The organism is Collinsella aerofaciens (assembly GCF_015553355.1).
Taxonomy (GTDB): Bacteria; Actinomycetota; Coriobacteriia; order Coriobacteriales; family Coriobacteriaceae; genus Collinsella; species Collinsella aerofaciens_V.
This window is the reverse complement of the sequence record NZ_JADNGN010000018.1, coordinates 1-19,144: the sequence shown is the minus strand read 5'-3', so window position 1 is coordinate 19,144 and position 19,144 is coordinate 1. Positions and strand designations below refer to the sequence as shown.

Sequence of the window (19,144 nt, the reverse complement as noted above, 5' to 3'; positions counted from 1 at the left end):
CCCTATGACCGACAACGACCGCACGGCGCAGCTCGAGCGCGCCTGTTCGTATCTTAGGCGTATTCCGGCGTGGTATCTCGCCACGATCGACGTGACGGACGGACATCAGCCGCGCGTGAGGCCGTTCTCGTTTGCCATGGTCGATAATGGCAAACTGTGGTTTTGCACCTCGCGCGATAAGGACGTGTGGGCCGAGCTCAGCGCGAACCCCAAGTTTGAGGTTTCGGGTTGGAAGCCGGGGGAGTGCTGGATTGTGCTGACCGGCGAGGCCGCGCTCGAGGACGACATGGTCGTGAGCGACCGGGTGCGCGAGGCAGGTTTTAAGCATATGCTGGGCATTGGCGAGGAACACGAGAGCGCCAATGACGGTCGCCTTGCGTTTTTCTCGGTGCGCAATATCGTCGCCCGCTTCTGTGATATCGACGGCAGCGAGGAGCGCCTGGAGCTTTAACCCTCACCAATCAGTATTCCGGGGCAGTTAATTTGGGACGGGGCTATTTTAGCTACCCCCATATGCCAGCTGACAATTATCCTGGTCCAAATAATTCATTGGCAGTTAAGGGGTAGCTAAAATAGCCCCGTCCCAAATTAACTGCCCATTCCAAATTAGCGAGCGTCAGGAGGACACATGGACGGATTGAATACGGTGTTGGAGTATCTGACGTCGGTGCCGGCATGGTATTTGGCGACGAGCGTGGATGGGCAGCCGCATGTGCGTCCGTTTTCGTTTGCGCAGATCCAGGACGGCAAGCTGTGGTTTGTAACGGCGCGCACCAAAGACGTGTGGCAAGAGCTGCTGCAAAATCAACGCTTTGAGGCCACGAGTTGGTGGCCGGGCCATGGCTGGCTCATCTTGCGCGGGCATGCGGGTCTGGATGACCGGGCCGCTCCCGATATGCGCGAGGCGGGCTGGAAGCACCTGGAGCGCCTAGGCGAGCATTATGAGGGGCCCAACGACCCCACGCTCGTCTTCTTTAGCGTCGAGGAGCCGGAGGCCTTTATCTGCAACCATGACGAATGGGTGCCGGTCGAGCTCTAAACGAGTCTCTCAGCAAGCTTCGACAATTCAAATTCTCGCATGTCGCGGGCCCCACATTGCAACGTCACCGTAAGGCGCACTGGGCAATATGGGGCCCGCATTTATTTGTCAATTCCTTCGAGTGAATGTGTCGGGACTGTTTCAATGCATGAATATACAAAAGATTTGCGTATATATGCATCTTTTGGTGCTAAAGTTTCAACCCACTTCATAACGACGGCTGCGGGATGCGCATTGGTGCATAACTGCAGACAAGGAGTCTGATATGTCTTTAAAGGTTGGAATCGTCGGTGCGGCTGGATATGCCGGCGCCGAGCTTATTCGCCTCGTCCTCGGTCATCCCGAGTTTGAACTTGCTGCCATTACGTCCAACGCCGATGCCGGCCAGCCGTTGTCTGCGGTGTACCCGAGCTTCACCGGCGTAAGCGACCTTGTCTTCACGACGCATGACGCCCCCGAGCTCAAGAACTGCGACGCGGTCTTTTTGGCCGTGCCGCACACGGCCGCCATGGCACAGGTGCCCGCCCTGCTTGCCGCGGGCGTCTCCTGCATTGACCTCTCGGCCGACTATCGCCTGAGCGATCCGGCCACCTTTGAGGCCTGGTATGCCGCCGAGCACACGAGCCCCGAGCTGCTCAAGACCCGCGCTTTCGGCCTGCCCGAGCTGTTCTGCCAGGATTTGGAGACCGCTGCATCCGACCACGCCGATGGCAAGCCCGTACTGGTCGCCTGCGCCGGTTGCTATCCCACCGCAACGAGCCTTGCCGCCGCACCTGCCGTACGCGCCGGCTGGGTTGCCCAGAGCGGCCCCGTGATCGTTGACGCTATCAGCGGTGTAACGGGTGCCGGTAAGTCCTGCAACGCCCGTACGCATTTTTGCAGCGCGGACGAAAACCTGGAGGCCTATGGCGTGGGCAAGCATCGTCACACGCCCGAAATCGAGCAGATCTTGGGCCTAACCGATCGTGTCGTCTTTACCCCGCACCTGGCACCGCTCAAGCGCGGTCTGCTCTCTACGGTGACGATGCCGCTTACGCCGCAGGCTATCGATACCTTGACCCTTGAGGACGTTGTCGACCATTACCAGCAGTTCTACGCCGGTCGCACCTTCGTGCGCGTACTCGATGCCGGCCAGCAGCCCAAGACGGCTTCGGTCGTCGGCACCAACGCCGCCCAGATCGGCCTCGCGCTCAACAAGCGCGCGGGCGTTCTGGTGGCTACGGGCGCCATCGACAATCTGTGCAAGGGTGCAGCAGGCCAGGCGGTCCAGTGCGCCAACATCGTCTTTGGTTTTGACGAGCGACGAGGCTTGCCCACAGTGGCGTGCCCGGTGTAGCACATTCGATTGTTAACGATTTGGTAGTCGGGCATCGGGTGGGGCGCCACTCTTAAGCTGGTCTCATGATTGTGGCTGGCAGTGCGCACCAACCGATGCCCATTTTTTGTTTGACATAAGGAGTCATAAAGACGATGAATGCAGAGCAGTTCGATATCAAGATTCGTGCCGTAGAGGGCGGCGTAACGGCGGCAGCCGGCTTTAAGGCGGCGGGCATCCATGCCGGATTCCGCAAGAATCCCGAGCGCCTGGATTACGCACTCGTCGTGCCCGATAAGCCCTGTCCCGGGGCCGGCGTGTTTACGACTAACCGATTTTGTGCGGCGCCCGTGCAGGTGAGCCGCGCCAACCTGGGCGGCGCCGACAAGGGCTACGGCGTCATTGCCGGCGTTTCGGTCAATTCTGGCAATGCCAACGCCGCCACGGGTGAGACCGGTCTTGCCTGCGCGCGCGAGACCTGCAACATCGCCTCGCAGGTCATCGGCTGCGAGCCCCAGCAGATCCTGGTCGCCTCCACGGGCGTAATTGGTCAGATTCTGCCGATCGACACGTTTGAGACTGCCGTTCCTGCCGCCTACGAAGCGCTCTCCGCCTACGGTGGCGCCGATGCCGCCCGCGCTATCATGACGACCGACACGCACTCCAAGGAGTATGCCGTGTGTTACCGCAGCGAGGCCGCGGGGCACGCAGGCAATGCCTATACGGTGGGCGGTATGTGCAAGGGCTCGGGCATGATCATGCCCAACATGGCAACCATGATCGCGGTCATCACTACCGATGCCCCCGTCGAGCCGGAGGCGCTCCACGCCCTGTTGCTCTCAACCGTCAAGCAGACCTTTAATAAGGTAACGGTCGACTCCGATACTTCGACCAACGACACCTGCATCATGCTTGCTTCCGGCGCTGCCGCAGATGCCGAGCCTATTGTCGAGGGCTCTGACGCCTTCGACGAGCTGGCCTTTGCCGTGCATGAGGTGTGCGAGAGCCTGGCGCGCAACATCGCCGCAGATGGCGAGGGCGCATCCAAGCTCGTGACGGTTAACGTCACCGGCGCCGTGAACGACGAGGAGGCCGATATCGCCGCCCGTGCTGTCGCCAACTCGCCGCTCGTCAAGACCTGCATCGCCGGCCACGACTGCAACTGGGGCCGCGTTGCCATGGCGCTTGGCAAGTGCGGCGTGCAGTTTAACCAAGAAGATGTGTCCATCGATATGATGGGCATGCCCGTCTGCCGTGATGGCTTGACCGTTCCCTTTGACGAGGACGAGGCGCTGCGTCGCTTTGAGGCGCCCGAGATTGTGATCTCGGCAGACCTGGGCGCGGGGGACGCGGCGACCACCGTGTGGACTTGCGACCTCACGCACGAGTACATCTCCATTAACGGCGACTACCGTTCCTAGACTCCCGATGTGCCGCGCGTCCCGCTGCAATCGCGGGCAACGAGGTACGGCGCGATAGCTACACGAAAGACGAGGCAGACTATGAAGTTCGCACGCGATTGTCGCTCGAGCGAATCCAACGAAGTTACCGCGCAGCTGCTGTTCGAGGCGCTGCCGTGGATTAAGAACCTGACCGGTAAGACGGTCGTTATCAAGTACGGCGGCGCCGCCATGGTCGACGAGCAGCTGCGTCGTGACGTGATGAGCGACATCGTCCTGCTCAAGATTATCGGCATGCGCCCTGTTATCGTGCACGGTGGCGGCAAGGCCATCAACGAGGCGCTCAGCCACTACGACATCCCTGTCGAGTTTAAGAACGGCCTGCGCGTGACTACGCCTGCCACCATGGATATCGTGCGCGAGGTACTGGGCGGCAAGGTCAATCAGGAGCTGGTCGCGGCGCTCAACCACCATGGCAACCTGGCCGTGGGCGTGTCCGGCAGCGACGCCGGTACCCTTATCGCCGAGCCACTCGACCCCGAACTCGGCCGCGTGGGCAAAGTGACGCACGTCAACACCGACTATATCGAGCGCCTGCTCGATAGCGAGTACATCCCCGTTATCGCTACCGTCGCGGCGGGGGAGGACGGCGGTTTCTTCAACATCAACGCCGACACCGCCGCCGGCGCCGTTGCGGCGGCGCTTCATGCGCACAAGGTGATCTTCTTGACCGATGTCGACGGTCTGTACAAGGATTTTAGCGACAAGGATTCGCTTATCTCCAACCTGACGCTCGACGAGGTCAACGAGATGCTCTACGGCGGCGAGGTCGATAAGGGCATGATTCCCAAGCTGCGTGCCGCCGTCGATGCGCTTACCGCCGGCGTGTTCCGAGCCCACATCATCAACGGCACGACGCCGCACTCGCTGCTGCTGGAGCTGCTGACCGATGCTGGCGTCGGTACCGTGATCCACTCCACCGAGACGGCCTACGAATTCGATACGCATCCGCACCCGCTTTCGACGTTTGCGGCGCGCCTGACCGAGAACCTCGACGAGGTCGAGAAGCTCCAGACGGTCTAGCTGACCCGCGGTCGTCGCGTCCCTGCACCCATAGCCCTGCGCCGTACGGCGCCCAACGAAAGGCATCCCATGTCACTTGCAACTCAACAATCGCTCGAATCCCATTACGTTATGCATACCTTTGGTCGCTCTCCGGTAGAGTTTGTCGAAGGCCACGGCATGAAGCTCACCGGCGATGACGGCCGTGAGTATCTTGACTTTCTTGCCGGTATCGGTGTGTGCAGCCTTGGCCACGGCAACCCTGCGGTGCTCTCAGCGCTCGAGGCGCAGACCAAAAAGCTTCTGCATGTGTCTAACTACTTCTACATCGAGCAGCGTGGACAGGTCGCGGCGCTGCTGTCCAAGCTTGCCAACGACGACGTAGATGGTGCGTGCGTGCTGGCCGATGCCATTGCCGCCGGCGATGAGACCACGGCCGCTGCGCTCGGTGCCCCGGCTGCGGACGAGCAGGTATGGGAGACGTTCTTTGCCAACTCCGGTGCCGAAGCCAACGAGGGCTCGATGAAGCTCGCGCGTCTGTACGCCAAGCGTGCTGGTAACGGCGGCAACACCATCGTATGCATGCGCGGCGGCTTCCACGGCCGTACGCTCGAGACCATTGCCGCCACCATGCAGGATTGGCTGCAGGACAGCTTCCGTCCGCTGCCGGGCGGCTTTGTGGCCTGCACGCCCAACGATGTCGATGAGCTGCGCGCAATCTTTAAGCAGCTGGGAAGCGAGATTTGCGCCGTGATGCTCGAGCCGGTTCAGGGTGAGAGCGGTGTGCATCCCATGACCGAGGAGTTTATGACGGCGGCGCGCGACCTGGCGCACGAGGCCGGTGCCGTCCTTATCGCCGACGAGGTCCAGTGCGGTCTGTTCCGCTCCGGCAAACCGTTCGCTTATCAGACCTATGGCGTGGAACCCGACATCATGAGTCTTGCCAAGGGCATCGCCGACGGCGTTCCCATGGGCGCCGTGGTGGCAAAGAAGGAGATAGCCGACGTGTTTAAGCCCGGCGACCACGGCTCGACCTTTGGCGGTAGCTGCTTGGCCGTCGCGGCATGCGCCGCGACGCTCTCCGCGCTCGTGCGCGGCGACTACGCTGAGCATGCTGCCAAGGTGGGCGCCTATATGGAACAGGCGCTGGCCAAGCTTCCGCACGTTACCGAGGTACGCGGTCGCGGCTTGATGCTCGGCTGCGACCTGGATGAGGCAGCGGGCGATGCGCATGATATTGTTGCCCGTGCGCTGGCCGCCGGTGCTGTGATTAACGCTACTGGTGCCCATACGCTGCGTTTCTTGCCGCCGCTTGTCTGCGAGGAAGCTGACGTGGACAGCCTGATTGAGATTTTGTCGGACGTTTTGGCCTAACACAGCGCAATAACTCAATTTGGACCGGGTTCCGGACTGCGGACGTGCCCTATGCGGCACGATTCAGCGGTCTGGAGCCCGTTTTGCCTTAGTTTTGCTAAGGCAGGGAGACCTGCTGGTCAAAAAACATCAAATATGAGTACTGTTACCGATTTGGTAGCAGCAATTTTGGACTAATCAGATCAAATAGCAAGTCGAAATGGCGATGAATGCACGATTCTGGTCCAACTGTTAGTCTTTATAATGGACATATGTTGCGGAACTTAAGCAAATACTATCTTTTTATATGTTGTAACTAAGGTAGCAGTACTCATTTTTGCCATTTTTTGGCCACGGCCTTTGTGACAGACGTGCTGGCGGGTTCGAATCCCATGAAATGGGCCCAAACAAAAACGGTCCCCTTTCGAGGACCGTTTCCAATTCAGTGGTGGGCGATGAGGGATGTCGCGTGCGGCTTCGCCGCCCGCTTCCGCTTCGGGCCTGCGGCCCTCGCGTGCTGCGCTGGAAAACGTTTCGCGTTTTCTCAGCTCCGCACCCTGTCGGGTTCGAATCCCTCTGCGATGGGCGCAAAAAAAGGCCTCCATCACTGGAGGCCTAACAAATCAATAGTGGGCGATGAGGGATTCGAACCCCCAGCCTTGTGCGTGTAAAGCACCTGCGCTAACCGTTGCGCCAATCGCCCGTGCGGAGAGAGTATAGCAAAACAATCGCCCCATTCACCTCATATCCATTAAAGGTAACCGGCGCGTGTCGGCGCGGAGCTGATTCAGTTGAGATTACCTGAACATTCCGTCCCTCTTTACACCCTCGGGTATACTCAAAAGCTACTGATTCGATTTGATACCCAGCAACAGCAGAGGGGATAGTATATGTGCGGTTTTGTCGGTTTTGTCGGTGGGACGGATAACCAATCCGAGGTGCTCACCAAGATGATGGACCGCATCGTCCATCGCGGTCCCGACATGGGCGGTCAGTTTATCGACGGCCGCGTTGCCCTGGGCTTCCGCCGCCTGTCGATCCTCGACCTGACCGAGGCTGGCGCTCAGCCCATGGCCAACGAGGACGGTAGCGTCGTCATTGTCTTCAACGGCGAGATCTACAACTTCCAAGAACTCCGTTCCGAGCTCGAGGCCAAGGGCTATAAGTTCCACTGCGGCGCCGACACCGAGAGCCTCCTGCACGGCTACGAAGAGTGGGGCGAGACCGTACTCGATCGCTTGCGCGGTATGTACGCCTTCGTCATCTGGGACAAGAAGAAGAACAAGCTCTTTGGCGCCCGCGATATCTTTGGCATCAAGCCGCTCTACTACTATCCCATGGCCGATGCGGGCGACGGTGCGCCGGGTGTGCTCTTTGGTTCCGAGATCAAGAGCTTCCTGGACTACCCGCACTTCCACAAGGCGGTCAACAAAAAGGCCCTGCGTCCGTACATGACGCTGCAGTATTCGGCAACCGAGGAGACCTTCTTCGAGGGTGTCTACAAGCTGCCGCCGGCGCACTACTTTACCGTCGATATCCCGACCGGCAAGATGAACATCGAGCGCTATTGGGATTGCGATTACTCCGCCGTCGAGAAGCCGTTCGAGGAGTACGTCGACGAGCTGGATGACGTCGTGCACGAAAGCGTCGAGGCCCATCGCATCGCCGACGTCAAGGTCGCTTCGTTCCTCTCCGGCGGCGTGGACTCCAGCTACATCGCCGCTTGCCTCATGCCCGACAAGACCTTCTCGGTGGGCTTCGACTACAAGAACTTCAACGAGACCAACTACGCCAAGGAGCTTTCCGATAAGCTCGGCGTCGAGAATGTCCGCAAGATGATCACCGCCGACGAGTTCTTTGGCGCGCTCGAGGACATTCAGTATCACATGGACGAGCCGCAGTCCAACCTGTCGTCTGTGCCGCTATGGTTCCTAGCCGAGATGGCCCGCAAGGACGTCACCGTCGTGCTTTCGGGCGAAGGCGCCGACGAACTCTTTGGCGGCTACGCCTACTACGAGGATACGGTTCCGGTGCGCAAGTACAAAAAGATGGTGCCGTTGTCCATTCGCCGCGCGCTCGGTAACTTGGCGCTGCATATGCCGTACTTCAAGGGCCATAACTTTCTGGTCAAGGGTGCCGAGATCCCCGAGAAGTCGTTCCTGGGCCAGGCTTTGGTATGGCCTGAGCGCGAGGTCGACGGCGTACTCAAGCCCGCGTACAACACCGGTGACGGCGCCTTTGAGCTCGCTGCTCCCATCTATGCACGCGTGAAGGGCCAGCCCGAGCTGGTCAAGAAGCAGTACCTGGACATGAACATGTGGCTCCCGGGCGACATTCTGCTCAAGGCTGACAAGATGTGCATGGCGCACTCGCTGGAGCTGCGCGTGCCCTTCCTGGATCGCAAGGTCATGGAGTTCGCCGAGCACATTCCCGACCGCTACCGCATCAACGAGAACGGTAACAAACAGGTACTCCGCCACGCTGCCAACAAGTCGCTGCCCGATGAGTGGGCCACTCGTCCCAAGGTGGGCTTCCCGGTGCCGATTGTCTACTGGCTGCGCGAGCAAAAGTGGTACGACTATGTCAAAGAGTACTTCACCGCGCCGTGGGCAAGCGAGTTCTTCGATACCGACGAGCTCATGCACTTGCTCGATCTGCACTTTGCAGGCAAGGGCGATTTCCAGCGCAAGATCTATACACCGCTCGTGTTCCTGGTGTGGTACAAGCGCTTCTTTATCGACGAGGACCAGCCCGCTGTTCAGGCTGCCTAGCCTCGGCTTACGAACGCCTGCGTGTAACGGCTCCTCCGGGAGCCGTTTTTGCGTGGGTGCGTTTCAGTTACTATAAAACCGTCCCTGCCAAATGGCTGAGAAAGGTGAAAGATGCACCATTCGGATTCCGCGACCGTGACCACGGTCGATACGCTTGCCAAGCTTCTCGATGTGTGCGGCGAGCTGCGCGCATCAGAGCAGGTTGACGAGCGCGCCGTGACCGGCTGCTCGTTTGATTCACGCGCGGTTTCGGCGGGTGACGTGTTCTTTTGCAAGGGCGCTGCCTTTAAGCCCGCGTTTTTGAGCATGGCGCTCGATGCGGGCGCCGTCGCATTTGTGTGCGAAGAGTCGCTGGTCGAGTCTCTGGAACCGCTGGCGCAGGAGAGTGGTGCTGCGATGCTGGTTGTTGATAGCGTTCGCACGGCCATGGCCCTGTTGCCGCCGGAGGTCTACGACCGTCCCGACCACGACGTTAAGATCGTGGGCATCACCGGTACCAAGGGAAAGACCACGGCCGCTTTTATGCTCCAGTCCATCATCAAGGCGGCGGGCGAGTCCTGTGGCATGATCGGCTCGGTGAGTACCGACGATGGTATCGAGTGCTACGAGAGCACCAACACCACGCCCGAGGCCCCCGAGGTCTGGCGTCATATCGCCAACTGTCGTGCGTCTGGTCGCCAGTCCATGGTCATGGAGGTCTCGAGCCAGGCGCTCAAGTACCAGCGCGTCGAGAACCTGCCGTTTGACGTGGCGTGCTTCCTCAACATCGGGCGTGACCACATCTCACCGATCGAGCACCCGACCTTCGAGGATTATTTTGAGAGCAAGCTCAGGATCTTTGATCAGGCTAAGACCGCCGTGGTGAATCTGGGCACCGATGAAGTCGAACGCGTGCTGGAGGCCGCGTCGACGGCCGAGCGCTTGGTGACCGTTGGCGTCGAGCATCCCGAGGCGAGCCTGTGGGCAAGCGACGTCCGCATGGTCGGCTTTAGCATCGAGTTCAACCTGCATGGCCTGAGCGTCGACAAGCCCGAGGCGGGGGAGAAGATCCTGCTGGGTATCGCGGGAGACTTCAACGTGGAGAACGCGCTGGTCGCTATCGCTGCCGCGCGCGAGATCGGCATCGGTATCGATGCCATCAAGAAGGGCCTCTCCAAGCTGCGTGTGCCGGGCCGCATGGAGGTCGTGGAGTCGAAGGACGGCCGCGTGATTTGTGTCGTCGACTACGCGCACAACCAGCTTTCGTTCCGCTCGCTTTTCTCGTCGGTCAAGCGCGCGTTTCCCGCCAGCCCGGTCATCGCAGTGTTTGGCGCTGCCGGCGGCAAGGCGCAGGAGCGCCGCGAGCAGCTTCCGCGCGAGGCCGCACCATATTCCGACCTGATGATCTTTGCCAACGAGGACCCGGCTCACGAGGACCCGATGAAGGTCTGTCGCGAGCTTGCCGAACATGTTCCCGACGATACGCCGAACAAGATCATCCTCGATCGCGAAGCCGCTGTGCACGCGGCGTTCAAGGCGGCGCGCGAGGAGTACGTCAACCCCGATGCTCCCACCATCGTCTTGCTGTTGGCAAAGGGTGACGAGGAGCTCATGCACGTGGGTGATGAGTTCGTACCCATCGAGAGCGATCTTTCGCTTGCCAATCGTTTAATCGATGTTACCCAGTTTGACTAATGAACCATGATGGCGGCGGCGCCCTGAGTGCGCTGTCGCCATAAGCGTGTTCCCTCATGCGAGGCACGCCGCCTAAGACCAGAAGCCCCTTCTACGTAATGGAGTGACCATGTCCCACAATACCCTGCCGACCGTCGCTGAGCTTTCGGGCGAGATGCGTGAGCGTCTTGCCAAGGTTAAGTACGTCTTTACCGACCTGGACGCCACCATGCTCGCGCCCGGCTCGTGCGTGCTGCGCGACAACGACGGCAGCCCCTCGACCAAGCTCGTCGAGGCTGTCGTGGCACTTGCCCGTGCCGGCATCCAGGTGGTTCCCACCTCGGGCCGTAACCGCACCATGATCCACGAGGATGCGCGCGTGCTTGGCCTCAACTCCTATATCGGCGAGATGGGTGGCCTGGTCATGTACGATCTCAAGGCCAACGATTGGGAGTATCTGACCGGCGATATGCCCTACGACCCCGCCTGTGGCCTCACGCCGCATCAGGTGATCGAGCAGACCGGCGTGTGCGAGAAGATTCTCGCTCGCTGGCCGCATAAGATCGAGTACCACAACGACATGGCGACTGGCTACAAATACCGTGAGGTCACCGTCGGCATGCGCGGCGATGTGCCCGACGACGAGGTCCAGGCCATTCTTGACGAGGCCGGCTGCGGCCTGGTCTGGGCCTGCAACGGTCACCTGACGCATCTGTCCAAGCCGACGACGCTCGAGCTCGAGCGCGTCGAGGACGGTCGCGCCTTCAATATCAACCCCGCGGGCCTCAACAAAGGCGTCGCCATTGCGCGCTTCTGCGAGCACCTGGGTATCGAGCGCGAGGAGACGTTGGCGCTCGGCGACTCCGAGTCCGACTTCTACATGGCCGATCACGTGGGCACGTTCTGCCTAGTCGAGAACGGTTTGACCAGCACCGGCGCGCCCGAGTTCCTGGATACCTGCGATAACGCCTACGTCACGCGCGGTAAGATTGTCGACGGCTGGGCGGCAACGGCAGAGCTGCTCGTCGCGGCCCGTTCGTAGTGCGGTCCTATCGCGCTGAGCCATATCTTTTCGAGAGAGAATCTGGTGAGGTCATGTCCGGTATCGAGAATCTGGCAGGTGACACGCGCCCGATTGGCGTGTTCGATTCTGGTTTGGGCGGTCTGACGGTTGCGCGCGCCATCGCGACGGCGCTGCCGCACGAGTCCGTCTACTACTTTGGCGACACCAAGCGCTGCCCCTACGGCACCCGCACCGAGGACGAGGTGCGCTCGTTTGCATTGCAGGCGGGCCGTTGGCTTTCGAAGCATGACGTCAAGATCATGGTCATCGCCTGCAACACGGCGACCGCTGCGGCCTTGCGTCTGGCCCAGCAGGTGCTCGACGTCCCCGTTATCGGTGTGATTGCACCGGGCGCACGCGCGGCAATCAACAGCACCCGCACGCGCCGGGTGGGCGTGCTCGCCACCAACCTCACCATTCGCTCAGGCGCTTACACGCGTGCCATTCAGGACCTGGATGCCGGCGTCGACGTATACGGCTGCCCTGCCTCGAGCTTTGTCGAGGTCGTTGAGCACGAGCTCGCCTCGGGTGCACATCTGCAAGAGCAGTGGCTCGAGAACGAGGACATCTTTGATACGCCTGCCGTACGCGCGCTGGTCGGCGCCACGGTTGAACCGCTGCGCGACCACGGTATCGATACTGTGGTGCTCGGCTGCACGCATTTTCCGCTGTTGGTGGGACCTATCCGCCATGCGCTGGGGTCTGGGGTGCGCGTCGTGAGTTCCGCCGAGGAGACCACGCGCGAGCTGACCGATATCCTCACGCGCCGCGAGCAGCTGGCGGGCGACGCGGCCGAGCCGCAGCATCGTTTTGCAACGACGGCCGATAACATTGCCGAGTTTGCGGTGGCGGGCAGTTTTATCTTTGGCCAGCCGCTCAAGAGCATCGAACATATCGATATCGATGAGCTGAAATAGATGTAAGGCAGCCGCCAAAGCCTTCGCCACATCTTTTGCCGAAAGGATATTTCTATGGAGTATATGCAGGTCAACCGCGCCAACGGCCGCGCCGCCGATGAGTTGCGCCCCGTTAAGCTCACCCGTGGCGTCATGAAGCACGCCCACGGTTCGTGCCTGGCCGAGTTTGGCGATACACAAGTGCTGTGCGCTGCCACCATTGAGGAGGGCGTGCCGGGCTGGCGCAAGGGCGCCAAGGCCGGTTGGGTAACGGCGGAATACGCCATGTTGCCGGCATCGACCGGCAAGCGCTGCAAGCGCGAGCACGCCAACCGCAAGGGTCGCTCCATGGAGATTGAGCGCCTCATTGGTCGTAGCCTGCGCACCGTCGTCAACATGAAGGCGCTCGGCGAGTACACCGTCACCGTCGACTGCGACGTGATTCAGGCAGACGGCGGCACGCGTACGGCGAGCATTACCGGCGCCTGGGTGGCACTGCACGATGCCCTTGCCATGTGGGTCGAGGCAGGCAAGATCGAGCGCATCCCACTTACCGGCCAGGTCGCCGCGATTTCCATGGGCGTTGTCGACGGCAACACCCTGCTCGACCTGGATTATTCCGAGGACAGTCATGCAGAGGTCGACATGAACCTCGTCGCTACCGACACCGGCGAGATGATTGAGCTCCAGGGCACTGGCGAGCAGGCGCCCTTCGACCGCAAGCGCCTCAATGCCCTGCTCGATTTGGGCGACAAGGGTATCGCCGAGCTCATCGAGCTCCAGCGCCAAGCCCTCGCCTAACCTACCAAAAAGGGACAGGTTTGTTTTGGCAGGTTTTATCTGCGAAAACGCTGAAGTATAAGGCTGCCGCTGATAAAGAGGGGAGAGGCCGAGGCCTCGTCGTCCTCAACACGGCATTGCTATGGAGACAAGGAGACCACTCATGGCACTTGAGAAGATCGATATCGACACCCTCGACCCGGCGGCGACCATCGTCGTGGCAACGGGCAATGCCCATAAGCTCACCGAGATCGAGGCCATTTTGGGCAAGGTTATGCCCGAGGTTCGCTTTGTGGCGCTCGGCCAGCTGGGCGATTTTGAGGACCCCGAGGAAAACGGCACGACGTTTTTGGAGAACGCCATCATCAAGGCGCAGGCTGCCGTCGAGGAGACGGGGCTCATGGCCATTGCCGACGATTCGGGCCTGGTCGTCGACGCGCTGGACGGTGAGCCCGGTGTGTATAGTGCGCGCTACGCGGGCGTTCACGGCGACGATGCCGCCAACAATGCCAAGCTGCTCGTGAATCTGGAGGGCGTGGCCGACGAGGACCGCACTGCGCGTTTTATGAGCGTCGTCGCGCTCATCGACACGGACGGTTTGGTCACCTATGGTGAGGGCGCCTGCGAGGGCGTTATCGCACACGAGGGCCGCGGCGATCACGGCTTTGGCTACGACCCGCTGTTCCTGCCGGTCGACACGCCGGGCAAGACCATGGCCGAGCTGACGGCGGACGAGAAGAACGCCATCAGCCATCGATTCCATGCGCTCGAGCACCTATCCGCCAAACTGACGGGCGAGGAGTAGGCCGTGCGTGCGGTGGTGCAGCGCGTGCTCAATGCCGGCGTGACGGTCGATGGCGAGTGCGTGGGCAAAATTGGGCGCGGCTATCTGGTGCTGCTGGGCGTGGGCCACGGCGACACGCGCGTCGAGGCCGATAAGCTGTGGGGCAAGCTCCGGGGCTTGCGCATTAACGAGGACGGGAACGGCAAGACCAACCTGGCACTTGCCGATGTCGACGGCGAGGTCCTCGTGGTGTCGCAGTTCACGCTGTTCGCCGATTGCCGTCACGGCCGCCGCCCATCGTTTACGGATGCCGGCGCCCCCGATGTCGCCAACGAGCTCTACGAGTACTTCCTGACGCTTGTGCGCGGGGACGTCGAGCACGTAGCGCATGGCATCTTCGGCGCCAACATGAAGGTCGACCTCGTCAACGACGGTCCCTTCACCATTGTTCTGGACACAGACAATCTGTAAGTAGTCAATTTGGAACGGGGCGTATTTAGCTACTTGCGTATGGTGGCAGCAGGGTGCTATAGTATTAGAGTTTTGTCTATCTTAGGGGTATTATCCCCTTTTTGAATTGTACCTTCTGGAGGCCCTGTTCATGGAAGAGATGGAAGTCAATCACGTCGACGACATCCACGAGAAGCTGACCGATATGGTGGGCGATCGCGTTAAGGTGAAGGCCAACATGGGCCGCACCCGCGTCGTCGAGCGCATGGGCACCATCAAGAGCGTCCATCCGGCAGTCTTTATCGTCGAGGTCGACGAGCGCCGTGGCCGCAAGTCGCGTCAGTCCTACCAGTATATTGATGTTCTCACCGGCCAGGTCGAGCTGTTCGACCCCGAGAGCGGCGAGCACATTTTTACCCCGCTCGGCAATCAGCTCGAGGAGCACTAGCGGTGACCGATTGGTCCCTGACCCTTTCCGCACCGGCAAAGATCAACCTCTATCTGGGGGTTCATACCGAGCGCGACGACCGCGGCTACCATAAGGTCGATTCCCTGATGGCAGCCGTCGGTCTTGCCGATACCGTGACGGTCACGCCGGCACAGGCGCTGACCGTCCAGACAATTCCGGCATCCGACTTTCCCATGCAAAAGAATACGGCGTATCGTGCGGCTGCTGCTATGGCCGAGCATTATGGTCGCGAAGCCAACGTCTGCATCACGATCGAGAAGCGCATCCCGTTGTGTGCCGGCCTGGGCGGTCCTTCGACGGATGCCGCGGCGGTCATTGTCGCCTTGGTAGAGCGTTGGGGTATCGACCGTGCCGATCCCGCGCTGGACAACATCGCGCGCGGCATTGGCGCCGACGTTCCCTTCTTTTTGCATGCCAGCCCTGCATTTTACGTGGGTGGGGGAGACGTACTGGCAACCGAGTACCCCGCACTACCCGCAACGCCCGTCGTGCTGGTCAAGCCGCGCGAGGGAAGCGTTTCGACAATTGAAGCCTATCGACGTTTTGACGAGACCCCAGCGCCTGCGGACAAGCCCGGAGCGATCGCATCTGCCCTTCGCTCGGGAGACGCAGAGGCGGCCTACGCGCTCGTCCACAACAACCTGGGTGTCATTTCCGCGCAGATAGAGCCGCGGATTCAAACGGTGCTCGACTGGCTTCGTTCACAGGACGGTACTATTGCCGCAAACGTGTGCGGTTCGGGTGCCTGTTCGTTTGCTCTCTGCGATACCGCCGCCACGGCCGAAAGGCTTGCCGACGCTGCCCTGCAAAACGGCTGGTGGTCCTGCGCGACGGAGTTCATTCCCAACACGGTTCGCATTGAAGCGCCAAAGAAGTAAAAATTTCTCTGGCACACGAAGGAGATCTTTGTTACTATAGTCGAGCTAACGGGTTGTGGCTCAGTTTGGTAGAGCACTGCGTTCGGGACGCAGGGGTCGCTGGTTCAAATCCAGTCAACCCGACCAGAGCATGAGGAGGGACCGCTTCTTGCGGTCCCTTTTTTTAGCTATTGTTGTGATACCGCGATACCCGCGGTATACTCATTCGAGCTTGTCTCGCTGTATTGTGGAGGTCTACATGTTTGGACTGAGGGCTCCTGAGCTCATCATTATTCTCGTCGTTGTCCTGATTATCTTTGGGCCTAAGAACCTGCCGAAGCTCGGTAAGTCCCTCGGCTCTACCGTCAAGAATATCCGCGAGGGTATGGAGGGCGACGATAAGGGCGAAACCAAGCAGGCCGAGGACGTTGTGGTCGAGGAGTCCAAGGAGGACAAGGAGATCGCAGAGCTCGAGGCCAAGCTCGCTGCCGCCAAGCAAAAGAAGGCAGAGGACAGCGACGCGGACGCAGAGTAGTCCCATCCCTTTGGGGTGAGCACCTGACCGGCTTGCCCACAGGCTAGCCGGTCTTTTTCGTTTTGTTGACAGTTGATCGTTACATCATAGTTGGGGAGATATCCGTATGGACGCAAGCCAGATCGTACTGACCGCTGAGGGCCGCCAGAAGCTCGTCGAGGAGCTCGCTTGGCGTGAGGGCGATTACGCCAAGGAGATCGTCGAGGACATCAAGGAAGCTCGCGCGTTCGGCGACCTTTCGGAGAACTCCGAGTACGATGCCGCCAAGGACAAGCAGGCCCAGAACGCCGCTCGTATCGCCGAGATCCAGGCCATCCTCGCCAACGCTCAGATCGCTGCCAGCACGGGCGACCTGACCGTCTCCATTGGCTCGACCGTCACCCTGGTTGACCCCAACGGTGAGCTCATGGACGTCACGCTTGTCGGTACCACTGAGACCAACTCGCTCGAGCACAAGATCTCCAACGAGTCTCCGGTCGGCCACGCCATCATCGGTCATGGCGAGGGCGACTCCGTCGAGGTCGTTACGCCTTCCGGCAAGACCCGCATCTACACCATCGCCAAGATCGCACGCTAGACCACGGTCCCGCGTAAAGGTATGTTTTCGCTCCCTGGGACCGAATCCTGGGGAGCGTTTTAGTTTGAGGAGCTAACTTATGGCAGAGAACCAGAACGCCGCCGATCAGGTATCGACGCTCAACGACGAGCGTGCCACCCGCCTGGCCAAGCGCGCCGCCCTGTTCGAGGCGGGCCAGAACCCGTATCCCGAGCACTCCGAGATTGAGGACTACGTCGTCGACATCGAGGCTAAGTATGCTGAGCTTGCCGATGGCGAGGACACCGAGGACGTCGTGAAGATCGGCGGCCGTGTGGTCGCCAAGCGCGGTCAGGGCAAGATCATGTTCATCGTCGTGCGCGACGCGACTGCCGAGATTCAGCTGTTCTGCCGCATCAATGACATGGACGAGGCTGCCTGGAACACACTCAAGGCACTCGACCTCGGCGACATCCTGGGCGTGACCGGCGTAGTCGTGCGCACCCAGCGTGGCCAGCTTTCCGTTGCCCCTAAGAGCGCGACGCTGCTGTCCAAGGCCGTTCGCCCGCTGCCCGAGAAGTTCCACGGTCTCTCCGACAAGGAGACCCGCTATCGTCAGCGCTATGTCGACCTGATCGCCAACGACGACGTTCGCGAGACCTTCCGCAAGCGCTCGCAGATCCTTTCCACGTTCCGCCGCTTTATGGAGTCCGATGGCTACATGGAGGTCGAGACTCCTATCCTGCAGACCATCCAGGGCGGAGCTACTGCCAAGCCGTTCATCACGCACTTCAACGCGCTCGATCAGGAGTGCTACCTGCGTATCGCCACCGAGCTGCACCTCAAGCGCTGCATCGTCGGCGGCTTTGAGCGCGTGTTCGAAATCGGTCGTATCTTCCGCAACGAGGGCATGGACCTTACCCACAATCCCGAGTTCACCACGATGGAGGCCTACCGCGCCTTCTCCGATCTCGAGGGCATGAAGGCGCTCGCCCAGGGTGTCATTAAGGCCGCTAACAAGGCTATCGGCAACCCCGAGGTTATCGAGTACCAGGGCCAGACCATCGATCTGTCCGGTGAGTGGGCCAGTCGTTCCATGACCGATATCGTTTCTGACGTGATTGGCAAGCCGGTCACCATCGACACGCCGGTTGAGGAGCTTGCTGCCGCCGCACGCGAGAAGGGCCTGGAGATCAAGCCCGAGTGGACCGCCGGTAAGATCATCGCCGAGATCTATGACGAGCTGGGCGAGGACACCATCGTCAACCCCACCTTCGTGTGCGATTACCCCATCGAGGTTAGCCCGCTTGCCAAGCGCTTTGAGGATGACCCGCGCCTGACCCATCGCTTTGAGCTGGTCATCGCCGGCCACGAGTACGCGAACGCGTTCTCCGAGCTCAACGACCCGGTCGACCAGGCCGAGCGCTTCGCTGCCCAGATGGCCGAGAAGGCCGGTGGCGATGATGAGGCCATGGAGTACGACGAGGATTACGTGCGCGCCCTCGAATACGGTATGCCTCCCGCGGGCGGCATCGGTATCGGCATCGACCGCGTGGTCATGCTGCTCACCAACCAGGCTTCCATCCGCGACGTGCTGCTGTTCCCGCACATGAAGCCCGAGAAGGGGTCTCAGTCCGGTGCCGCCGCTGCCAAGGCGGCCGAGGCCGGCAGCACCGCGAGCCCCTTCGTCAAGCCGCTCAAGCCCACGGTTGATTATTCCAAGATTGCCGTCGAGCCGCTGTTTGAGGAGTTCGTCGACTTTGATACCTTCTCCAAGAGCGATTTCCGTGCCGTGAAGGTCAAGGCATGCGAGGCCGTCAAGAAGTCCAAGAAGCTGCTGAACTTTACGCTCGATGACGGCACCGGCACCGACCGCACCATCCTCTCCGGTATTCACGGTTATTACGAGCCCGAGGACTTGGTCGGCAAGACCTTGCTTGCCATCACCAATCTGCCCCCGCGCAAGATGATGGGTATTCCCAGCTGCGGAATGCTGATCAGCGCTATCCACGAGGAGGAGGGCGAGGAGCGCCTCAACCTGATCCAGCTCGACGCTTCCATCCCTGCCGGCGCAAAGATGTGCTAACTGGTTACGCGGTTCTTCGAACCGCGTAACGGCTCGACGCTGCGCGGGCCGCATTTGGACAATCTGACGTTCAACTTCAAGGGCGCGACCAGAAGG

The 19,144-nt window shown here is 60.6% G+C and carries 18 protein-coding genes and 2 tRNA genes; 19 read left to right on the top strand and 1 reads right to left on the bottom strand.

Annotation, left to right across the window (positions count from 1 at the left end):
• Positions 1-4 precede the first annotated feature (4 nt).
• The 6 genes from I2D57_RS05740 (at position 5) to I2D57_RS05715 (ending at position 6,190) form a co-directional block, all read left to right on the top strand.
• Positions 5-451, top strand: coding sequence for a pyridoxamine 5'-phosphate oxidase family protein (locus tag I2D57_RS05740; RefSeq protein WP_156064463.1), 447 nt, complete (start codon positions 5-7; stop codon positions 449-451).
• 177 nt (positions 452-628) lie between these two features.
• The gene (locus tag I2D57_RS05735) at positions 629-1,039 is read left to right on the top strand and encodes a pyridoxamine 5'-phosphate oxidase family protein (RefSeq protein ID WP_195361797.1); all 411 of its coding nucleotides are present in this window, start codon (positions 629-631) and stop codon (positions 1,037-1,039) included.
• Between the two features lie 265 nt (positions 1,040-1,304).
• Entirely contained in the window at positions 1,305-2,375 is a 1,071-nt protein-coding gene (gene argC, locus I2D57_RS05730; protein WP_195361796.1) for an N-acetyl-gamma-glutamyl-phosphate reductase, read from the top strand.
• Positions 2,376-2,509: 134 nt separating this feature from the next.
• Positions 2,510-3,775, top strand: a complete 1,266-nt coding sequence (gene argJ / locus I2D57_RS05725) for a bifunctional glutamate N-acetyltransferase/amino-acid acetyltransferase ArgJ (RefSeq protein WP_195361795.1) — start codon at positions 2,510-2,512, stop codon at positions 3,773-3,775.
• Positions 3,776-3,856: 81 nt separating this feature from the next.
• Complete coding sequence (argB, locus tag I2D57_RS05720; protein ID WP_195361794.1) at positions 3,857-4,837, top strand: acetylglutamate kinase; 981 nt, start codon at positions 3,857-3,859, stop codon at positions 4,835-4,837.
• 69 nt (positions 4,838-4,906) lie between these two features.
• The gene (locus tag I2D57_RS05715; RefSeq protein WP_195361793.1) at positions 4,907-6,190 is read left to right on the top strand and encodes an aminotransferase class III-fold pyridoxal phosphate-dependent enzyme; all 1,284 of its coding nucleotides are present in this window, start codon (positions 4,907-4,909) and stop codon (positions 6,188-6,190) included.
• A 609-nt stretch (positions 6,191-6,799) separates the two neighbouring features.
• Here I2D57_RS05715 and I2D57_RS05710 read toward each other — a convergent pair.
• Positions 6,800-6,872, bottom strand: a tRNA-Val gene (locus I2D57_RS05710).
• A gap of 187 nt (positions 6,873-7,059) precedes the next feature.
• On the opposite strand from I2D57_RS05710, the gene asnB reads away from it, so the two are divergent.
• The 13 genes from asnB to lysS all read left to right on the top strand — a co-directional run bounded on the left by asnB (position 7,060) and on the right by lysS (position 19,048).
• Positions 7,060-8,940, top strand: coding sequence for an asparagine synthase (glutamine-hydrolyzing) (gene asnB, locus I2D57_RS05705; protein WP_195361792.1), 1,881 nt, complete (start codon positions 7,060-7,062; stop codon positions 8,938-8,940).
• A gap of 111 nt (positions 8,941-9,051) precedes the next feature.
• Positions 9,052-10,614: a Mur ligase family protein gene (locus I2D57_RS05700; RefSeq protein WP_195361791.1), complete on the top strand. Its 1,563-nt coding sequence runs from the start codon at positions 9,052-9,054 to the stop codon at positions 10,612-10,614.
• Between the two features lie 109 nt (positions 10,615-10,723).
• A complete protein-coding gene (locus I2D57_RS05695; RefSeq protein WP_195361790.1) occupies positions 10,724-11,635 on the top strand; it encodes an HAD family hydrolase in 912 nt (303 codons plus the stop codon).
• 53 nt (positions 11,636-11,688) lie between these two features.
• A complete protein-coding gene (gene murI / locus I2D57_RS05690; RefSeq protein WP_195361789.1) occupies positions 11,689-12,573 on the top strand; it encodes a glutamate racemase in 885 nt (294 codons plus the stop codon).
• Positions 12,574-12,627: 54 nt separating this feature from the next.
• Entirely contained in the window at positions 12,628-13,353 is a 726-nt protein-coding gene (gene rph, locus I2D57_RS05685) for a ribonuclease PH (protein ID WP_195361788.1), read from the top strand.
• Between the two features lie 142 nt (positions 13,354-13,495).
• The gene (gene rdgB / locus I2D57_RS05680; protein ID WP_022094898.1) at positions 13,496-14,137 is read left to right on the top strand and encodes an RdgB/HAM1 family non-canonical purine NTP pyrophosphatase; all 642 of its coding nucleotides are present in this window, start codon (positions 13,496-13,498) and stop codon (positions 14,135-14,137) included.
• A 3-nt stretch (positions 14,138-14,140) separates the two neighbouring features.
• Positions 14,141-14,587 (top strand): D-aminoacyl-tRNA deacylase, encoded by a 447-nt coding sequence (gene dtd, locus I2D57_RS05675; RefSeq protein ID WP_195361787.1) that lies wholly within the window; start codon positions 14,141-14,143, stop codon positions 14,585-14,587.
• A 130-nt stretch (positions 14,588-14,717) separates the two neighbouring features.
• Positions 14,718-15,014 (top strand): Veg family protein, encoded by a 297-nt coding sequence (locus I2D57_RS05670; protein WP_006234957.1) that lies wholly within the window; start codon positions 14,718-14,720, stop codon positions 15,012-15,014.
• Between the two features lie 2 nt (positions 15,015-15,016).
• Positions 15,017-15,913 carry a 4-(cytidine 5'-diphospho)-2-C-methyl-D-erythritol kinase gene (ispE, locus tag I2D57_RS05665; RefSeq protein WP_195361786.1) on the top strand — a complete coding sequence of 299 codons (897 nt, stop codon included), beginning with the start codon at positions 15,017-15,019 and terminating at the stop codon, positions 15,911-15,913.
• A 49-nt stretch (positions 15,914-15,962) separates the two neighbouring features.
• Positions 15,963-16,039, top strand: a tRNA-Pro gene (locus I2D57_RS05660).
• Positions 16,040-16,151: 112 nt separating this feature from the next.
• The gene (gene tatA, locus I2D57_RS05655) at positions 16,152-16,427 is read left to right on the top strand and encodes a twin-arginine translocase TatA/TatE family subunit (protein ID WP_152073393.1); all 276 of its coding nucleotides are present in this window, start codon (positions 16,152-16,154) and stop codon (positions 16,425-16,427) included.
• Between the two features lie 106 nt (positions 16,428-16,533).
• Positions 16,534-17,004 carry a transcription elongation factor GreA gene (gene greA / locus I2D57_RS05650; protein ID WP_152073394.1) on the top strand — a complete coding sequence of 157 codons (471 nt, stop codon included), beginning with the start codon at positions 16,534-16,536 and terminating at the stop codon, positions 17,002-17,004.
• A gap of 79 nt (positions 17,005-17,083) precedes the next feature.
• On the top strand, positions 17,084-19,048 hold the full coding sequence (lysS, locus tag I2D57_RS05645; RefSeq protein ID WP_195361785.1) for a lysine--tRNA ligase: 1,965 nt from the start codon (positions 17,084-17,086) through the stop codon (positions 19,046-19,048).
• Positions 19,049-19,144 lie beyond the last annotated feature (96 nt).

Excerpts from the sequence above, each read along its gene's own strand:
- I2D57_RS05740 (WP_156064463.1), top strand. The coding sequence starts at position 5 with ATGACCGACAACGACCGCACGGCGCAGCTCGAGCGCGCCTGTTCGTAT.
- I2D57_RS05735 (WP_195361797.1), top strand. The coding sequence starts at position 629 with ATGGACGGATTGAATACGGTGTTGGAGTATCTGACGTCGGTGCCGGCA.
- argC (WP_195361796.1), top strand. The coding sequence starts at position 1,305 with ATGTCTTTAAAGGTTGGAATCGTCGGTGCGGCTGGATATGCCGGCGCC.
- argJ (WP_195361795.1), top strand. The coding sequence starts at position 2,510 with ATGAATGCAGAGCAGTTCGATATCAAGATTCGTGCCGTAGAGGGCGGC.
- argB (WP_195361794.1), top strand. The coding sequence starts at position 3,857 with ATGAAGTTCGCACGCGATTGTCGCTCGAGCGAATCCAACGAAGTTACC.
- I2D57_RS05715 (WP_195361793.1), top strand. The coding sequence starts at position 4,907 with ATGTCACTTGCAACTCAACAATCGCTCGAATCCCATTACGTTATGCAT.
- asnB (WP_195361792.1), top strand. The coding sequence starts at position 7,060 with ATGTGCGGTTTTGTCGGTTTTGTCGGTGGGACGGATAACCAATCCGAG.
- I2D57_RS05700 (WP_195361791.1), top strand. The coding sequence starts at position 9,052 with ATGCACCATTCGGATTCCGCGACCGTGACCACGGTCGATACGCTTGCC.
- I2D57_RS05695 (WP_195361790.1), top strand. The coding sequence starts at position 10,724 with ATGTCCCACAATACCCTGCCGACCGTCGCTGAGCTTTCGGGCGAGATG.
- murI (WP_195361789.1), top strand. The coding sequence starts at position 11,689 with ATGTCCGGTATCGAGAATCTGGCAGGTGACACGCGCCCGATTGGCGTG.
- rph (WP_195361788.1), top strand. The coding sequence starts at position 12,628 with ATGGAGTATATGCAGGTCAACCGCGCCAACGGCCGCGCCGCCGATGAG.
- rdgB (WP_022094898.1), top strand. The coding sequence starts at position 13,496 with ATGGCACTTGAGAAGATCGATATCGACACCCTCGACCCGGCGGCGACC.
- I2D57_RS05670 (WP_006234957.1), top strand. The coding sequence starts at position 14,718 with ATGGAAGAGATGGAAGTCAATCACGTCGACGACATCCACGAGAAGCTG.
- tatA (WP_152073393.1), top strand. The coding sequence starts at position 16,152 with ATGTTTGGACTGAGGGCTCCTGAGCTCATCATTATTCTCGTCGTTGTC.
- greA (WP_152073394.1), top strand. The coding sequence starts at position 16,534 with ATGGACGCAAGCCAGATCGTACTGACCGCTGAGGGCCGCCAGAAGCTC.
- lysS (WP_195361785.1), top strand. The coding sequence starts at position 17,084 with ATGGCAGAGAACCAGAACGCCGCCGATCAGGTATCGACGCTCAACGAC.